Source organism: Enterobacter sp. PP-008-ECC_S150, assembly GCF_045257065.1.
Taxonomy (GTDB): domain Bacteria; phylum Pseudomonadota; class Gammaproteobacteria; order Enterobacterales; family Enterobacteriaceae; genus Enterobacter; species Enterobacter chengduensis.
The window spans coordinates 1-16,107 of record NZ_JBJHHG010000028.1; the positions used below are offsets into that span (position 1 = coordinate 1).

General features: G+C 51.7%; 15 protein-coding genes and 1 pseudogene. 15 read left to right on the forward strand and 1 reads right to left on the reverse strand.

Annotated elements, in window-relative coordinates:
- The 12 genes and pseudogenes from ACJBF3_RS22740 to sdiA all read left to right on the forward strand — a co-directional run.
- Positions 1 to 503, forward strand: a pseudogene (locus ACJBF3_RS22740) (hypothetical protein); the annotation flags it as partial.
- Positions 500 to 3,898 carry a glycosyltransferase gene (locus ACJBF3_RS22745; protein WP_052672173.1) on the forward strand — a complete coding sequence of 1,133 codons (3,399 nt, stop codon included), beginning with the start codon at positions 500 to 502 and terminating at the stop codon, positions 3,896 to 3,898. The pseudogene ACJBF3_RS22740 and the gene ACJBF3_RS22745, both read left to right, overlap by 4 nt.
- A gap of 144 nt (positions 3,899 to 4,042) precedes the next feature.
- On the forward strand, positions 4,043 to 5,191 hold the full coding sequence (locus ACJBF3_RS22750; protein ID WP_045326860.1) for a DegT/DnrJ/EryC1/StrS aminotransferase family protein: 1,149 nt from the start codon (positions 4,043 to 4,045) through the stop codon (positions 5,189 to 5,191).
- Between the two features lie 22 nt (positions 5,192 to 5,213).
- Positions 5,214 to 5,915 (forward strand): WbqC family protein, encoded by a 702-nt coding sequence (locus ACJBF3_RS22755; protein ID WP_045326859.1) that lies wholly within the window; start codon positions 5,214 to 5,216, stop codon positions 5,913 to 5,915.
- A gap of 11 nt (positions 5,916 to 5,926) precedes the next feature.
- The gene (locus ACJBF3_RS22760; protein ID WP_045326858.1) at positions 5,927 to 6,385 is read left to right on the forward strand and encodes an N-acetyltransferase; all 459 of its coding nucleotides are present in this window, start codon (positions 5,927 to 5,929) and stop codon (positions 6,383 to 6,385) included.
- A gap of 122 nt (positions 6,386 to 6,507) precedes the next feature.
- A complete protein-coding gene (locus ACJBF3_RS22765) occupies positions 6,508 to 7,227 on the forward strand; it encodes an RNA polymerase sigma factor FliA (RefSeq protein WP_014170714.1) in 720 nt (239 codons plus the stop codon).
- Between the two features lie 54 nt (positions 7,228 to 7,281).
- Positions 7,282 to 7,833, forward strand: coding sequence for a flagella biosynthesis regulatory protein FliZ (fliZ, locus tag ACJBF3_RS22770; RefSeq protein WP_008500339.1), 552 nt, complete (start codon positions 7,282 to 7,284; stop codon positions 7,831 to 7,833).
- A gap of 86 nt (positions 7,834 to 7,919) precedes the next feature.
- A complete protein-coding gene (tcyJ, locus tag ACJBF3_RS22775) occupies positions 7,920 to 8,720 on the forward strand; it encodes a cystine ABC transporter substrate-binding protein (protein ID WP_045326857.1) in 801 nt (266 codons plus the stop codon).
- 107 nt (positions 8,721 to 8,827) lie between these two features.
- On the forward strand, positions 8,828 to 9,814 hold the full coding sequence (dcyD, locus tag ACJBF3_RS22780) for a D-cysteine desulfhydrase (protein ID WP_045326856.1): 987 nt from the start codon (positions 8,828 to 8,830) through the stop codon (positions 9,812 to 9,814).
- Positions 9,815 to 9,835: 21 nt separating this feature from the next.
- Positions 9,836 to 10,504, forward strand: coding sequence for a cystine ABC transporter permease (gene tcyL / locus ACJBF3_RS22785; protein ID WP_045326855.1), 669 nt, complete (start codon positions 9,836 to 9,838; stop codon positions 10,502 to 10,504).
- A complete protein-coding gene (gene tcyN / locus ACJBF3_RS22790; RefSeq protein ID WP_045326854.1) occupies positions 10,501 to 11,253 on the forward strand; it encodes an L-cystine ABC transporter ATP-binding protein TcyN in 753 nt (250 codons plus the stop codon). Before tcyL ends, tcyN begins: the two co-directional genes overlap by 4 nt.
- A gap of 221 nt (positions 11,254 to 11,474) precedes the next feature.
- Positions 11,475 to 12,197: a transcriptional regulator SdiA gene (gene sdiA, locus ACJBF3_RS22795; RefSeq protein ID WP_045326853.1), complete on the forward strand. Its 723-nt coding sequence runs from the start codon at positions 11,475 to 11,477 to the stop codon at positions 12,195 to 12,197.
- Positions 12,198 to 12,263: 66 nt separating this feature from the next.
- Here the strand turns inward: sdiA and ACJBF3_RS22800 are convergent, their stop codons facing one another.
- The gene (locus tag ACJBF3_RS22800) at positions 12,264 to 12,488 is read right to left on the reverse strand and encodes a DUF2594 family protein (RefSeq protein ID WP_008500345.1); all 225 of its coding nucleotides are present in this window, start codon (positions 12,486 to 12,488) and stop codon (positions 12,264 to 12,266) included.
- Positions 12,489 to 12,953: 465 nt separating this feature from the next.
- On the opposite strand from ACJBF3_RS22800, the gene uvrY reads away from it, so the two are divergent.
- The 3 genes from uvrY to pgsA are packed head-to-tail and all read left to right on the forward strand — an operon-like array spanning position 12,954 to position 16,044.
- Positions 12,954 to 13,610: a UvrY/SirA/GacA family response regulator transcription factor gene (gene uvrY, locus ACJBF3_RS22805; RefSeq protein WP_013096026.1), complete on the forward strand. Its 657-nt coding sequence runs from the start codon at positions 12,954 to 12,956 to the stop codon at positions 13,608 to 13,610.
- On the forward strand, positions 13,607 to 15,439 hold the full coding sequence (gene uvrC, locus ACJBF3_RS22810; RefSeq protein WP_045326852.1) for an excinuclease ABC subunit UvrC: 1,833 nt from the start codon (positions 13,607 to 13,609) through the stop codon (positions 15,437 to 15,439). Before uvrY ends, uvrC begins: the two co-directional genes overlap by 4 nt.
- Before the next feature lie 56 nt (positions 15,440 to 15,495).
- A complete protein-coding gene (pgsA, locus tag ACJBF3_RS22815; RefSeq protein WP_008500348.1) occupies positions 15,496 to 16,044 on the forward strand; it encodes a CDP-diacylglycerol--glycerol-3-phosphate 3-phosphatidyltransferase in 549 nt (182 codons plus the stop codon).
- Positions 16,045 to 16,107: the final 63 nt, after the last annotated feature.

Below are 16,107 nucleotides of genomic sequence, written 5' to 3' on the forward strand. Positions count from 1 at the left end.
GTAAAAAATTACGCGTTGGTTGGGCGGGGGGAAGTACACATGCAGGGGATCTGCAAATCCTGCTACCTCTGATTAAGGCGCTGGAGAATGACGTCGAATGGGTCTTTATGGGAATGAAGCCGCGTAATGTCCATTGTGAGTTCCACCCTGGCGTTCCTTTCGAAATGTACCCCGAAAAGCTGGCCAGCCTGAATCTCGATCTGGCACTGGTTCCACTGGAAATCAATCAGTTCAATGAATGCAAGAGTAATTTACGGCTGCTGGAAATTGGTACATGTGGAGTACCGATCGTTGCCACGGATATTGCTCCGTATCGTTGTGGTCTACCGGTGACCCTGGTTGAAAACCGTTATAAAGACTGGATGAAAGCCATTCAGCCTTACCTCAATGACGCGGCTTACCGTATCCGCCAGGGGGATGAACTACGGAATGCCGTACAGCGCAACTGGTATCTGCGCGAAAATGGACTCAATGACTGGCAACAAGGTTGGTTGGCACAATGACTATGCATATAGATCTTCATTCTCCCTACCTGATTGCTGCACCGGACTACCGTGAATCGTCGTTGGGCATTCAGGTACTTCATCGCTTATGCCATATGATCAATGAGCGTGGTGGTCGTGCCTGGATGGTTGGTTGTACCGTCAACCCCGAATGGAATGCGCCAGCGCTGACGCAAGAAGCCTATGAACAGGTCATCTCCAGCGGCAGGTCCTGGATTGCTGTTTACCCGGAGGTCACTACGGGAAATCCTTTTTCTGCGCCGGTAACTGTCCGCTACATGCTAAACAGGGAAGGGGTCATCATGCAAAACGCCATTGAGGCCGGTGCTGACGATCTCTTTTTCTGGTATCGCCCTGAGTTTGCAGACAAAGAACCCGATCCGAATATTCTGGGGATTGAATGTTATGACCTCTCACTCTTTCAGGATGATCAGCCAGTTAAAGATAAAGACTTTCTCTACCTGAACAGGATCCCTGAATCTGCGCTTGATTTATCGGGGTTGCCAGAAAACATCACTATTTTGTCGATGCGCAACCCTTTGTCATTACGCGAGCTGGCGATGCTTCTGAAACGTGGGCGCGTGCTTTACACCTATGAGTCGTCAGGAACCTGTCTGCTAGCTATGCTATGTGGCTGCCCGGTCGTATCATTGTCTGTTCCGGGCTATGAGCATTATGCGTTGAACGAGCAATCATTACAGGATATCGGGGGGGCGGGTTTCGGTTACTCCGATTCTCCGGAAGCACTGGACGACATTCGGGCTGGTCTACCGATTGTCCGCGACGTTGTTTTGGCCAAAAGGCGGCTTCTGGAAACCCAGTTTGATCGCTTCCTGTCTCTAACCCAGGCAAAAGCACAGCAGCACGATGACGTTAAGGAGCGCAACTCGTTCAGCCACTGGATTGCTCACCGCACTCTGCCGACGACGGTTACAGCAGAAACCCGTCTGCTGCACGTTATCCTTTGCCTGAATGCGCAGGTGAGCGCTATCGAGGCATCCGTCGCCTCGCTTACCCGTCAGGGTGTGGATTCACGCACGATTCTTCTTGTTGCGCCAGAACCTGGGTATCGCGCTACGACCATGGATATTCGCGCGGTTACGGTAGATAGCTGGGTTAGTGCTGTCAGGCAACTGGCTGAAACTGCGGACTTCGACTGGCTGCATTGCATCGACGCGGGCGTTGAATACACTGCGACAAGCATTGGGTTGATGCGTAATATGCTCTCGCAGGCCGGGGAATGTCAGGCAATTTATACGGATGAGGCGTTACGCGCTGAGGGTGGTGAAATCACTCCGGTACGTAAACCGGATTTCAATCTCGATCTATTCCTCGCTTCACCTCACCGCTATTTACGACGCGTCTGGTTCCGGCGCGAGAGTTGGCTGGCGGCGGGTAAATTTAACCCTGAATTTAGTCAGGCTTTCGAGTTTGACGCGTTGATCGATTACCTGCTGCAATGGGGAACGGGCTGTATTGGGCATATTACGGATATTATTACCCTGGTGCCTGCCTCCGTATTTGATTTCCCGTCTCCGCTCGAAGAAGCACAGATTCTCCAGCGTTATCTGCAGCATCGTGGATTTTCTCAGGCCCGCGCTGTACAGCAAAAAAATCTGACATGGCGTATTAGCTATCCACAGCCAGAACGTGAAAAAGTCAGCATTCTGCTTGATGCGGGTGATGATCCGGCGCAACTGATCCGCTGTGTTGAGAGTCTCATAAGTAATACCGAGTGGCAGAACAAAGAGATTCTGCTGGCGGTTGCTGAAAATACCAGCGCAGAAATGATTGATCTCATCAAGCAGATGCAGGAGGTGTTGCCATTAACGGCGATCGTCTGTGGCGCTGAGCAAAACTACGCCAGTCGCATGAATTTCCTGGCGCAAAATGTGACTGGTGATTTTATTTTACTTCTTGATCTCCATACGCTTTTTGTCTTGAAGAACTGGCTGACGACATTGCTGAGCCATATGATGCGCCCTGAAGTAGGAAGCGCAGGGCCAAAATTTATCACCACCGACCAACGGTTGCTGAGTGCGGGAATGATTGCTGGGGCCAATGGTTGGGTCGGGCATGTAGGTCAAGGGGAACCCTGGCAAACAGAAGGCGAACTGTCACGCTACCAGTGCGAGCAAAACTATTCCATTTTGAGTAGCAACTGCCTGCTGGTCAAGCGCGAAGCATGGCAACGGGTCGGCGGGCTGTCGGTTGAATATGACGACCAGCACGTCATTGATATTATTCTACCTCTAAAGCTGAAACGGGCTGGTTATCTTGCAGTCTGGTCGCCGTTCAGCGTTGTGGTATCGGACAATACACGGCTTCTTGAAACGGTGTGCGTCAGCGAGAACTCCCAGCGCCAGACATTACTCGCCGAGATGCCTGATGTTTTCACTGAAGATCCGGCCTATAACCGCTATCTCAGTCTACAACGTCCCTTGTTCCGCCATGGTTCTTTTACGACCAACGGGTCTGGCAATGCATTCTTGGCGCGCTCGAAGGTTCTGTTGCTTAAAAATGGTGAGGACTGCGAATACTCGAAACGTATCGCCGACTTGCTGCAGAATATGTCGACAGATAACGCGATCTGCCTGATACGTGATTCTTCCGATCTTACCGTGCCAGAAATATTGCGTCTCGAACCGAAAATTGTGGTGCTAACCCATGCCCCTGATAAGGCACTTTCAGCACGTCTTGCGGCCGTGAGCCGGGTTATCCCTTTGCGAATTTATGCGCTGGCGGATTCAGCCGGGCCAGGTAATAACGATCGGGATCAGGTAAGCGTGGTGACGCGGTGGCTTACCTGGTCTGCAGAGCGTGAAGCTCAGTTAAGCAAACGAAAAAGGCCTGTGTCGTGTCTGCCGGTGTTGTTGGGGCGTGAATGGGTGGCTCCGGCGAGGCCGACTTCGGCCGAACGCAGACGCGTTTTGTGTATACCTGAAGCGTTATCCGTAAAAGAGCAAGAATTCATTAGCCGGGTTATCGCCGCCACGCACGCCAGGGTGGATTGGATCATTTTGGGGGCCTGGCCCGCGGCGTGGCTGCCGATGGTCGCAGAAACGGTTCGCTGGCACAGGGAACGGATGTCACCTGAACAGCTACATCAGCTGCAAGCCGACATAGCAATTATTTTCAGGCTGAACAGCGACCACAACCGTTTTAAAGATGATTATCAGGCGGTTCAGCTCGCAGCCTGTGGGATAGCGATTGTGGCTAGCGATGTTCCTTCATTGCACAACAATCTCCCCTTCCGGCGCCTTAAAGCCGACCCTCAGGTCTGGCAGAACGAAATCGCAAATGCCGACAGCAACGTGGTTAGTCCGCAGGAGATTAGCACCTTCATTTACGATCGGGAGTCAATCCCTGGGGTGATTCGCGAGCTGTTTATGTAACAAAGGATGCTTTCCGGGGCGTTTTTTACCCGGAAAGCTAAGCCGTTTGGGTAATTGAGTCCTGAAAGGTGTCTTGTTTTACCGATAGCAACTGTTTGCTCATCGCTATGATAGGACACCATCCCTTAGTCCACAGGTTCTCATATGAGTGATAACGTCTATGTTACCAGCCCGCTTTTGCCTCCCCTCGAGGAATTTATTCCTTATCTGGAAAAAATTTGGCAAAACCGGATCCTGACAAACGGCGGCGAGTTTCACCAACAGCTTGAACAGGCACTGGCGCGTTATCTTGGCGTAAAGTACGTAAGTTTATTCTCTAATGGCACGCTCGCCCTACTGACGGCTATGCAGACTTTGCGGATCCGAGGCGAGGTGATCACCACCCCATACTCTTTTGTTGCAACTTCTCATAGTTTGCTCTGGAATGGACTGACTCCGGTGTTTGCGGATATTGATCCCGCTACATTCAATATTGACCCTGAGAAAATTGAGTCGCTTATCACGCCGCAAACGTCAGCAATATTACCGGTGCATTGTTACGGTATTCCTTGTGATACCGTACGTATTCAACAAATCGCCGATACATATGGACTAAAGGTTATTTACGATGCTGCCCACTGTTTTGGCGTGAAAGAGAATAATACCAGTGTCCTGAACCATGGCGATCTTTCGGTTGTGAGTTTCCATGCCACCAAAGTGTTTAATACCTTTGAAGGCGGCGCGATTATTTGTCATGACAGTAAAACCAAACAGCGAATTGACTATCTGAAAAATTTTGGCTTTGCCGATGAGGTCACAATCATGGCCCCGGGTATCAATGGCAAAATGAATGAGATCCAGGCGGCAATGGGGTTGCTCCAGTTGCAGCATATTGACGCGGCGCTGGCGGAACGCAAAGCGATCTATCACCAGTATGTACAGTTGCTGGATGAATGGCTGCCGGAACTTCGCTACATAACACCAGCTAACTCGATTGAATGGAATTTCGCCTATTTCCCTGTGCTCTTTGAGGATAATGGTGTAAGCGCTCGCGATGAGGTCTATAGCGCCTTACGACAGCACGGAATTTTTGCACGACGCTATTTCTATCCTCTAATTAGTGAGTTTCAGATGTACCGTCAATTTGCTACAGCAGAGGCGCGACATCTTCCTGTAGCATGGTCGATTTCGCGAGGCATTCTCTGCTTGCCTATTTATCCCGGTCTGACATATGAAAAACAGGTCCGCATCGTGGAAATCATTAGAAATACGTTTTTGCCGTATAAAAATGCACAATGTGTCGTACATAGTTAGTCATAAATAAGGATTGTCAGTTGTGAAAATTGCAGTGATGCAACCTTACTTTCTGCCCTATATTGGTTATTTTCAGTTGATGTCAGCGGTTGACCGCTTTATTGTATTTGACAACGTGCAGTACGTCAGGCAGGGTTGGATCAATCGTAATCGTATATTGCAACACAATCAACCTGGCATTATTACTCTTCCATTAGCGAAGGATTCCCGCTTTCTCGCTATCAACGGTCGTCACTTGTCTGAGAGTTTTATTCGTGAAGATTTGCTGAATCAATTTCTTGAAGCCTACCGTCATGCGCCTTACTTTCATACGATATTTCCGGTGGTTGAAAAAATTGTAAATTGTTCTTGCGATAATTTATCAGCCTATCTTTGTTACTCACTGGAGGTATTGCGTCAGTTGTTATCTCTGGAGTGTGAAATGACGCTTGCGTCTGACGTCGACATTGATCATAAATTGCGTGCTCAGGACAAAATACTGTCCATTTGCTCAGTCCTGGGAGCGAATACATATATCAATCTGCCTGGCGGTCGTGAACTCTATGACAGCGAAAGCTTTCACTTACAGGGTGTCAATTTACAATTTATACAACCGAAGAATTTTTGTTATCCGCAGTTTGGTTCTGAGTTTGTTCCATGGCTCTCAATTATCGATGTCCTGATGTTTAATAGTAAAAATGAGGTAATCAACCTTTGTCGTCATGGCTGGAGTATGAGTAGTTAAAGGGGGATGCGATGATAATCCGTTTTAATACCGCCACAGCCATGCAGGTTGCAGCGCATCTTCGCGATGGCGAATCCGATTTTGTCGAGCATCTCTTGGGACAGGTTAATATTGAACACTATGCTGCTAAAATTAAAAAATATGGCTGCACCTTTGAAGCGTGGAGCGATAACCAGTTGATTGGCCTTGTTGCGGCTTATCTGAATAAGGAGAATCGGACCGGATTTATTACCAACGTCTCCGTACTACCTGGTTGGCAATCATGTGGCATCGGGAATCAGTTGTTGTGTAACAGTATTCTTTTTCTTGAAGGGGCGGGTGTTGAACAGATCGCACTTGAAGTGCTTGGCATCAGAGAAAAGGCTATTAGATTGTATTCAAAACATGGCTTTATCATCTCTTCTGCTGAACAGAATACGCTCATGATGGTGCGAAAAAGTAGAGTATCTGGTCCGTCCCAATCACGTTAATTTGGAGCAGGGAAAGAGTAAGGCAGAAATAACCCCCCATTTCACCCACTATTCGCCCGATTAAAACCCCTGCAGAATCGGATAATCATGCCGATAACTCAACTAACGCAGGGCTGTTTATCGTGAATTCACTCTATACCGCTGAAGGTGTAATGGATAAACACTCGCTGTGGCAGCGTTATGTCCCGCTGGTGCGTCACGAAGCATTGCGCCTCCAGGTGCGTTTGCCGGCGAGCGTGGAACTTGACGATCTGCTACAGGCGGGCGGTATCGGGTTATTGAATGCAGTTGACCGATACGACGCTCTGCAAGGAACGGCATTTACGACTTACGCAGTTCAGCGTATTCGTGGTGCGATGCTGGACGAGCTGCGCAGCCGTGACTGGGTGCCGCGCAGCGTTCGCCGCAACGCGCGCGAAGTGGCGCATGCGATGGGGCAGCTGGAACAGGAGCTGGGACGTAACGCAACGGAAACCGAAGTGGCGGAACGTCTTGGCATCGCTGTTGAAGAGTATCGTCAGATGTTGCTCGATACCAATAATAGCCAACTCTTCTCTTATGACGAGTGGCGCGAAGAGCATGGCGATAGCATCGAGCTGGTGACGGATGAGCACCAGCAGGAAAACCCGTTACACCATTTAATGGAAGGGAATTTACGCCAGCGCGTCATGGAGGCTATCGAAGCTCTGCCTGAACGCGAACAGCTGGTATTGACCCTTTATTACCAGGAAGAGCTTAACCTCAAAGAGATTGGCGCTGTTCTGGAGGTGGGAGAGTCGCGGGTGAGCCAGCTGCACAGCCAGGCCATCAAACGCTTACGAACCAAGCTGGGTAAGTTATAGGTGATTGATTCACCTGAAAAATGCCGCACAACGTATTGACAACCAGGAGTTATCATGACGGTGCAGCAATCTAAAAGACGGCCTTTAAGCCGCTACCTGAAAGACTTTAAACACAGCCAGACGCATTGCGCCCACTGTAACAAGTTACTCGATCGTATCACGCTGGTTCGCCGGGGCGAAATCGTCAATAAGATTGCGATTTCGCGTCTCGACACGTTGATGGACGAAGCAGCATGGCTCGAAGAGCAAAAAGAGTGGGTGGCGCTTTGCCGTTTCTGTGGGGATCTCCACTGCAAAGAGCAAAGCGACTTCTTCGATATTATCGGCTTCAAGCAGTTCCTGTTTGAACAAACGGAGATGAGCCACGGCACCGTGCGCGAATATGTGGTTCGCCTGCGTCGCCTTGGGCAACATCTGACCGTCAACAATATTTCTCGCGATCTGCTGAAAACCGGTTATCTGGACGAAAATCTGGAGCCGTGGCTGCCTGCGACCAGCACCAACAACTACCGAATTGCGCTGCGCAAGTATGCGCAATACAAGGTACAAATGCCGGGTGCTATAAAGCAGAAAGCCCACGCCGGAACAACTTCTGATATATATTAAAAAAGAATAAGATGTAGCGCAGTCGCCTTTGACGTTGCAGGCGATTTCTCTACACTACGTAAAAATTCCACTATATCGGGGTATTTATGAAATTTGCACTTCTGGGTCGTCAGGCGCTGATGGGTGTTATGGCCGTTGCGCTGGTTGCGGGCATGAGCGTGAAAACGTTCGCTGCAGAAAACCTGCTGAATAAAGTAAAAGAGCGCGGTACGCTGCTGGTCGGGCTGGAAGGAACCTATCCTCCGTTCAGCTTCCAGGGCGATGACGGTAAACTGACCGGTTTTGAAGTGGAGTTTGCTGAAGAACTGGCGAAGCACCTCGGCGTGAAAGCGTCCCTGAAGCCGACCAAATGGGACGGCATGCTGGCGTCGCTGGATTCCAAACGTATTGATGTGGTGATTAACCAGGTGACCATTTCTGACGAGCGTAAGAAGAAGTATGACTTCTCTACGCCGTACACCGTGTCCGGTATTCAGGCGCTGGTGAAGAAAGGCAACGAAGGTGGGATTAAAACTGCCGCAGACCTGAAAGGGAAGAAAGTCGGCGTCGGTCTGGGTACCAACTACGAAGAGTGGCTGCGCCAGAACGTGCAGGGCGTGGACATCCGCACCTATGATGATGACCCGACGAAATACCAGGATCTGCGCGTGGGCCGTATCGACGCCATTCTGGTTGACCGCCTGGCCGCGCTGGATCTGGTGAAGAAAACCAACAATACCCTGGCGGTAGCGGGTGAGCCGTTCTCGCGTCAGGAAGCTGGCGTCGCTATCCGCAAGGGCAATGAAGACCTGGTTAAAGCAGTTGATGGTGCTATTGCCGAAATGCAAAAAGACGGTAGCCTGAAGGCGCTCTCCGAGAAGTGGTTCGGAGCAGACGTCACCAAATAAGTCTTTGACGTAAAAAAAAGGCGCTTTTAAAAGCGCCTTTTTTATTTCTTACGCGTCTGCGTGCATAATGAAAAATATCACATTTTGTCAGCGTTACCGGAGAACCCATGTCACTACAGAATTTAACGCGCTTTCCCCGCCTGGAGTTTATCGGCGCGCCGACGCCGCTTGAGTACCTGCCGCGATTTTCTGATTATTTAGGGCGCGATATTTTTATTAAGCGTGATGACGTGACGCCGATGGCGATGGGGGGCAATAAGCTGCGCAAGCTGGAGTTTCTGGCGGCGGACGCCCTGCGCGAGGGCGCGGATACGCTCATTACTGCCGGGGCTATCCAGTCCAACCACGTTCGCCAGACGGCGGCCGTAGCGGCGAAACTCGGGCTCCACTGCGTGGCTCTGCTGGAAAACCCGATTGGCACGCGGGCTGAAAACTATCTCACCAACGGTAACCGCCTGCTGCTTGATCTGTTTAACGTGCAGGTGGAAATGGTAGATGCGCTGACCGATCCGACGGCCCAGCTCGATGAGCTGGCGACGCGCCTGGAAGCGCAGGGTTTTCGCCCCTACGTTATCCCCGTCGGCGGGTCGAACGCGCTGGGCGCGCTGGGGTACGTGGAAAGCGCGCTGGAAATCGCGCAGCAGTGCGAGGGCGCGGTGAGCCTCTCCTCCGTGGTGGTCGCGTCCGGCAGTGCGGGCACGCATGCCGGGCTGGCAGTGGGGCTGGAGCAGCTCCTGCCGGACGTCGAGCTGATTGGCGTCACGGTATCCCGCAGCGTTGCGGATCAAAAGCCAAAAGTGGTTACGTTACAGCAGGCGGTCGCAGAGCAGCTGGAGCTGAAGGCAAAGGCCGATATCCTGCTCTGGGATGACTATTTTGCGCCGGGCTACGGCACGCCAAACGAAGAGGGCATGGAAGCGGTGAAGCTGCTGGCGCGCCTCGAGGGCATCCTGCTCGATCCTGTCTATACCGGTAAAGCGATGGCCGGACTGATTGACGGCATTGCCCAGAAACGCTTTAAGGATGAAGGGCCGATTTTATTTGTCCATACCGGCGGGGCGCCTGCGCTGTTTGCCTACCATCCTCATGTCTAAAAATCAGGTCGAAAAATAATAATGCAAGAAAGTATTCAACTGGTTATTGATTCTCTGCCGTATCTGCTGAAAGGCGCGATATTTACGTTACAGCTCAGTATCGGCGGGATGTTCTTCGGGCTGGTGCTGGGATTTGTGCTGGCATTAATGCGCATGTCGCCCATCCTGCCGGTACGCTGGCTGGCGCGCTTTTACATTTCCGTATTTCGCGGTACGCCGCTTATCGCCCAGCTTTTTATGATCTACTACGGTTTACCGCAGTTTGGCATCGAGCTGGATCCGATCCCCGCCGCGATGATTGGCCTGTCGCTCAATACCGCGGCGTATACCTCTGAAACGCTGCGAGCGGCCATCTCCTCCATCGACAAAGGGCAGTGGGAAGCGGCGGCCAGTATCGGGATGACGCCATGGCAGACGCTGCGTCGCGCCATTCTGCCGCAGGCGGCGCGCGTGGCGCTTCCACCGCTGAGCAACAGCTTCATCAGCCTGGTGAAAGATACCTCCCTGGCGGCAACGATCCAGGTACCGGAACTGTTCCGTCAGGCGCAGCTGATTACGTCGCGCACGCTTGAGGTCTTTACCATGTATCTGGCCGCCTCGCTGATTTACTGGGTGATGGCGACGGTGCTGTCTGCCCTGCAAAACTACTTCGAAAACCAGCTTAACCGCCAGGAGCGTGATCCAAAATGAGTGCTATCGACGTCAAAAACCTGGTGAAAAAATTCCACGGTCAAACGGTGCTCCACGGGATCGATCTTGAAGTCGAGCAGGGTGAAGTCGTGGCGATTATCGGGCCGAGCGGTTCGGGAAAGACGACGCTGCTGCGCAGCATTAACCTGCTTGAACAGCCGGAAGGTGGCACCATTCGGGTGGGGGAAATAACGATTGATACCGGAAAATCCCTCAGCCAGCAGAAAGGGTTGATTCGCCGCCTGCGCCAGCATGTGGGCTTTGTTTTCCAGAACTTCAACCTCTTCCCGCACCGCACGGTGCTGGAGAACATTATTGAAGGGCCGGTCATTGTAAAAGGTGAAGCGAAGGAAGACGCAACGGCGCGCGCGCGCGAACTGCTGGCCAAAGTTGGGCTGGCGGGGAAAGAGACCAGCTATCCGCGCCGCCTGTCGGGTGGGCAGCAGCAGCGCGTGGCGATAGCGCGCGCGCTGGCTATGCGCCCGGACGTGATTCTTTTTGATGAACCGACCTCTGCGCTCGATCCGGAACTGGTGGGCGAAGTGCTGAACACCATCCGCCAGCTGGCGCAGGAAAAACGGACGATGGTGATCGTCACGCACGAGATGAGCTTTGCACGCGACGTTGCTGACAGAGCTATCTTCATGGATCAGGGGCGGATTGTGGAGCAGGGGCCGGCAAAAAGCCTGTTTGCTAACCCACAGCAGCCGCGGACCCGTCAGTTCCTTGAAAAATTCCTGATGCAGTAGCATTTTTGCACTAATTTGCTCCAGAAATTTACGCTGGGGCAAATTATTCTCCTACTTCGCGCAATCCGATGTTTTTTTATTCCGTCCGGCTCGGATAAACCTTATCAATAGTAAAGTTAATTGTACAATTGCCGATATTTTGTAGTTAGAAATAAGTTTTATGTGTTAGGTTATATTCACCATAATAATGATTATCTTTTCAGAGGCTTCATTTAGTAAGTATGAAGGATTCAGACTTTTTCAGCTGGCGACGGGATTGCTTCCTCCGGTTTCAGGAATTGACCTGTGCCGACGAGGTATATCAGGAACTAGAGCGACAAACGCAGGCGCTTGAATTCGATTATTACGCGCTCTGCGTGCGTCATCCTGTGCCATTTACGCGGCCTAAGATCTCGCTGCAAACCACTTATCCAAAGCAGTGGATGGCGCAATATCAGTCCGCGAACTATTTCGCGATTGATCCGGTGTTAAAACCGGAGAATTTCATTCAGGGTCATTTACCCTGGACCGACGGATTATTTGCTGACGCGCAGGAATTATGGCACAGCGCGCAGGATCACGGTTTACGCGCAGGAATAACGCAGTGCCTGATGTTGCCCAATCACGCGCTCGGCTTCTTGTCCGTTTCCCGTACGCGCGTACAGGAAGGGCCATTAGCCCATGAGGAAATAGAACTGCGGCTGCAAATGCTGGTGCAAATGGCCTTAACTTCGCTGATGCGTTTTGAAGATAAGATGGTCATGCCACCCGAAATGAAATTCAGCAAACGCGAACGTGAAATTCTCAAATGGACTGCGGAAGGGAAGACGTCTGCGGAAATAGCGATCATTCTCTCCATCTCCGAGAATACCGTTAACTTCCATCAGAAGAATATGCAGAAGAAGTTTAATGCGCCCAACAAGACCCAGATCGCGTGCTATGCGGCGGCAACGGGGCTGATCTGACGGGATAATACGTTCTGCGTGACAGACGAGCGAACGGCTGAATGCACCGCATTCAGCCGTTTTTTGTTACTGGCGGTAGGCTTGTTTGATTTGCTTAACGGTGTTAGCAAATACCGCAGATTCAGCCTGGTCTTCCATCTCCGCGATTTGTTTTTCCATTTTAATGATCACACGACCGGCATCCGCCTGGCCCATCGCCTGCAGCATCAACGTTAGCAGCGCTTTCAGGCAGTTTACTTCCTGTGCCAGTTCCTGGTTATTCTCCGCGGTGGCAAATTCAGGTGTGCTCATTTATTTTCCTCATTATTAAACGGCGCTAAAGCGCGACGACGAAAGTCAAGGCGGCGGAGTATACCACAAGCTGTAGCAAAAAATGCAGCGGTTGTTTTTCGTACTTTTACGCAGGTGTTTAATTGCGTAAACAGGACGTGCCGGTAAACTGAACCGCACTTAAGGCTATTAATTGTTTATACCCGGTTCGTCTGGCGTTAATTATTGTTACAAAAATTTGAGAACTGTTCTTTTGCAGGAAAGCGCTGCAAGTTTTTTGTAACTTTTTGAATACAGATGCTTAAAAAAAGCCGCACAAGCCCAGTATGCACGGGCTCTCTTTCCAGAGGCTGTACAGCCTAATTTCCAAAAACGAGAGCAAAATCGAATAGCCGGTTTTTTAACGTTTTAATCTTGTGAGGAAAACCGTTAATATAAACCAAATTATCACTCAGTAGCGTTATCCCTATTCTGGAGACATTTCCTTTGATCAACGTCCTTCTTGTTGATGACCACGAACTGGTGCGCGCAGGGATACGACGCATTCTTGAAGATATTAAAGGTATTAAAGTAGCCGGTGAGGCGTGCTGTGGCGAAGACGCGGTAAAATGGTGCCGTACCAACTCGGCCGACGTGGTCCTGATGGATATGAACATGCCCGGTATCGGTGGTCTTGAAGCAACACGCAAAATCGCGCGTACCTTTGTTGATACAAAAGTCATCATGCTGACCGTGCATACCGAAAACCCACTGCCCGCGAAAGTGATGCAGGCGGGGGCTGCAGGTTACCTGAGTAAAGGTGCTGCGCCGCAGGAGGTTGTGAATGCAATCCGTTCCGTGTTTGCCGGACAACGTTACATTGCTTCCGACATCGCTCAGCAGATGGCGCTAAGCCAGATTGAACCCGAGAAAACGGAATCACCGTTTGCGAGTTTGTCTGAGCGTGAATTGCAGATTATGCTGATGATCACCAAAGGTCAGAAGGTGAATGAGATCTCGGAACAGCTGAATCTCAGCCCTAAAACGGTGAACAGCTATCGTTACCGAATGTTCAGTAAACTGAACATTCATGGTGATGTTGAACTGACGCATCTGGCCATCCGGCATGGTTTGTGTAATGCGGAGACGTTGTTAAGTCAGTGAGTGATGTGTTCGATTCAAAAGCATTTCTGAAAACCGTAACTAGCCAGCCTGGCGTCTATCGCATGTATGACGCTGGCGGTACGGTTATCTATGTTGGGAAGGCGAAAGATCTTAAAAAACGCCTTTCCAGCTATTTTCGCAGCAACCTGGCCTCCCGTAAGACCGAAGCGCTGGTCTCACTCATTCAGAATATTGATGTCACCGTCACGCACACGGAGACGGAAGCGCTGCTGCTTGAGCATAACTACATTAAGCTCTACCAGCCGCGCTACAACGTCCTGTTGCGTGATGATAAATCCTACCCGTTTATTTTTCTGAGCGGCGACACCCATCCGCGTCTCGCCATGCACCGGGGTGCTAAGCATGCGAAGGGCGAATATTTTGGGCCGTTCCCTAACGGCTATGCCGTGCGTGAAACGCTGGCGCTGCTGCAAAAAATCTTCCCGATCCGCCAGTGTGAAAACAGCGTTTACCGCAACCGCTCGCGCCCGTGCCTGCAGTACCAGATTGGACGCTGCCTGGGCCCCTGCGTGGCCGGACTGGTGAGTGAGGAAGAGTATGCCCAGCAGGTGGATTATGTGCGCCTGTTCTTAGCCGGCAAAGACGATCAGGTCTTAACGCAGCTGATCGCGCGGATGGAAAAAGCCAGCGCCGCGCTTGAGTTTGAAGAGGCTGCGCGTATCCGCGACCAAATCCAGGCGGTGCGCAGAGTCACAGAGAAACAGTTTGTCTCCAATACCGGTGACGATCTCGACGTCATCGGCGTCGCCTTTGACGCCGGGATGGCCTGCGTGCACGTGCTGTTTATTCGCCAGGGCAAAGTGCTCGGCAGCCGCAGCTATTTCCCGAAAGTGCCGGGCGGTACCGAACTGGGTGAAGTGGTGGAAACCTTTGTCGGGCAGTTCTACCTGCAGGGGAGCCAGATGCGCACGCTGCCTTCTGAGATCCTGCTCGATTTTAATCTTGACGATAAAACCCTGCTGGCCGATTCGCTCTCTGAACTGGCGGGCCGTCGGGTCAATGTACAAACCAAACCCCGCGGCGATCGCGCGCGCTATCTGAAGCTGGCGCGAACCAACGCCGCGACGGCACTCACCACCAAGCTGTCGCAGCAGTCGACGGTGCACCAGCGTTTAACCGCTCTGGCGACGCTGCTGAAGCTGCCGGAAGTGAAGCGTATGGAGTGTTTCGACATCAGCCATACGATGGGGGAACAGACGGTCGCGTCCTGCGTGGTGTTTGATGCCAATGGCCCGCTGCGCGCCGAGTATCGCCGCTATAACATCACCGGGATCACGCCGGGTGATGACTATGCAGCGATGAATCAGGTGCTGCGTCGTCGCTATGGTAAAGCCATCGAAGAGAGCAAAATTCCGGATGTGATCCTGATAGACGGTGGGAAAGGGCAGCTCGGCCAGGCGAAAGCGGTATTTGAATCGCTTGATGTCAGCTGGGATAAAAGCCATCCGCTGCTGCTGGGAGTGGCGAAAGGGGCCGATCGTAAGGCCGGTCTGGAGACGCTGTTCTTCGAGCCGGAAGGTGAGGGTTTCAGCCTGCCGCCGGACTCCCCGGCGCTGCACGTTATCCAGCATATTCGCGATGAATCCCACGATCACGCCATCAGCGGCCACCGCAAAAAACGGGCGAAGGTGAAAAACACCAGCTCCCTGGAGACGATCGAAGGCGTGGGGCCAAAGCGTCGCCAGATGCTGCTGAAATATATGGGCGGATTGCAAGGATTACTCAACGCCAGCATGGAGGAAATTGCAAAAGTGCCGGGTATTTCGCAAGGGCTGGCAGAAAAGATCTACTACTCGTTGAAACATTGAGGGCTCTGTAGCAACATAGAGCTAAATTTTACTGACAACAAATAGTTACCGTCACTATGCAATATAATATCCCTACGTTGCTCACTCTTTTTCGTGTCGTACTTATACCGTTCTTTGTGCTGGCGTTTTATCTGCCGGTTGTCTGGGCACCCTTCGCCTGCGCGCTGATCTTTCTGATCGCCGCGGTAACCGACTGGTTTGACGGTTATCTGGCGCGCCGCTGGAATCAAAGCACCCGTTTCGGCGCCTTCCTCGATCCGGTAGCGGATAAAGTCATGGTTGCTATCGCGATGGTGCTGGTGGCTGAACATTATCATACCTGGTGGGTGACGCTGCCTGCGGCCACCATGATCGGCCGTGAGATTATCATCTCCGCACTGCGCGAGTGGATGGCGGAACTGGGGAAACGCAGCAGCGTGGCGGTCTCCTGGATCGGTAAAGTGAAAACGACGGCGCAGATGGCGGCGCTGGTCTGGATGCTCTGGCGTCCAAACGCCTGGGTTGAGTGGGCGGGAATTGGCCTCCTGTGGGTGGCGGCAGTGCTGACGCTGTGGTCCATGCTGCAATATTTGAACGCCGCGCGTGGGGATTTGCTTGATCAGTGATCGTTTCGCCGTAATTTTCAGCAAACGATCCGGGGATGCAAAAAATAACGTTGACTCATAACG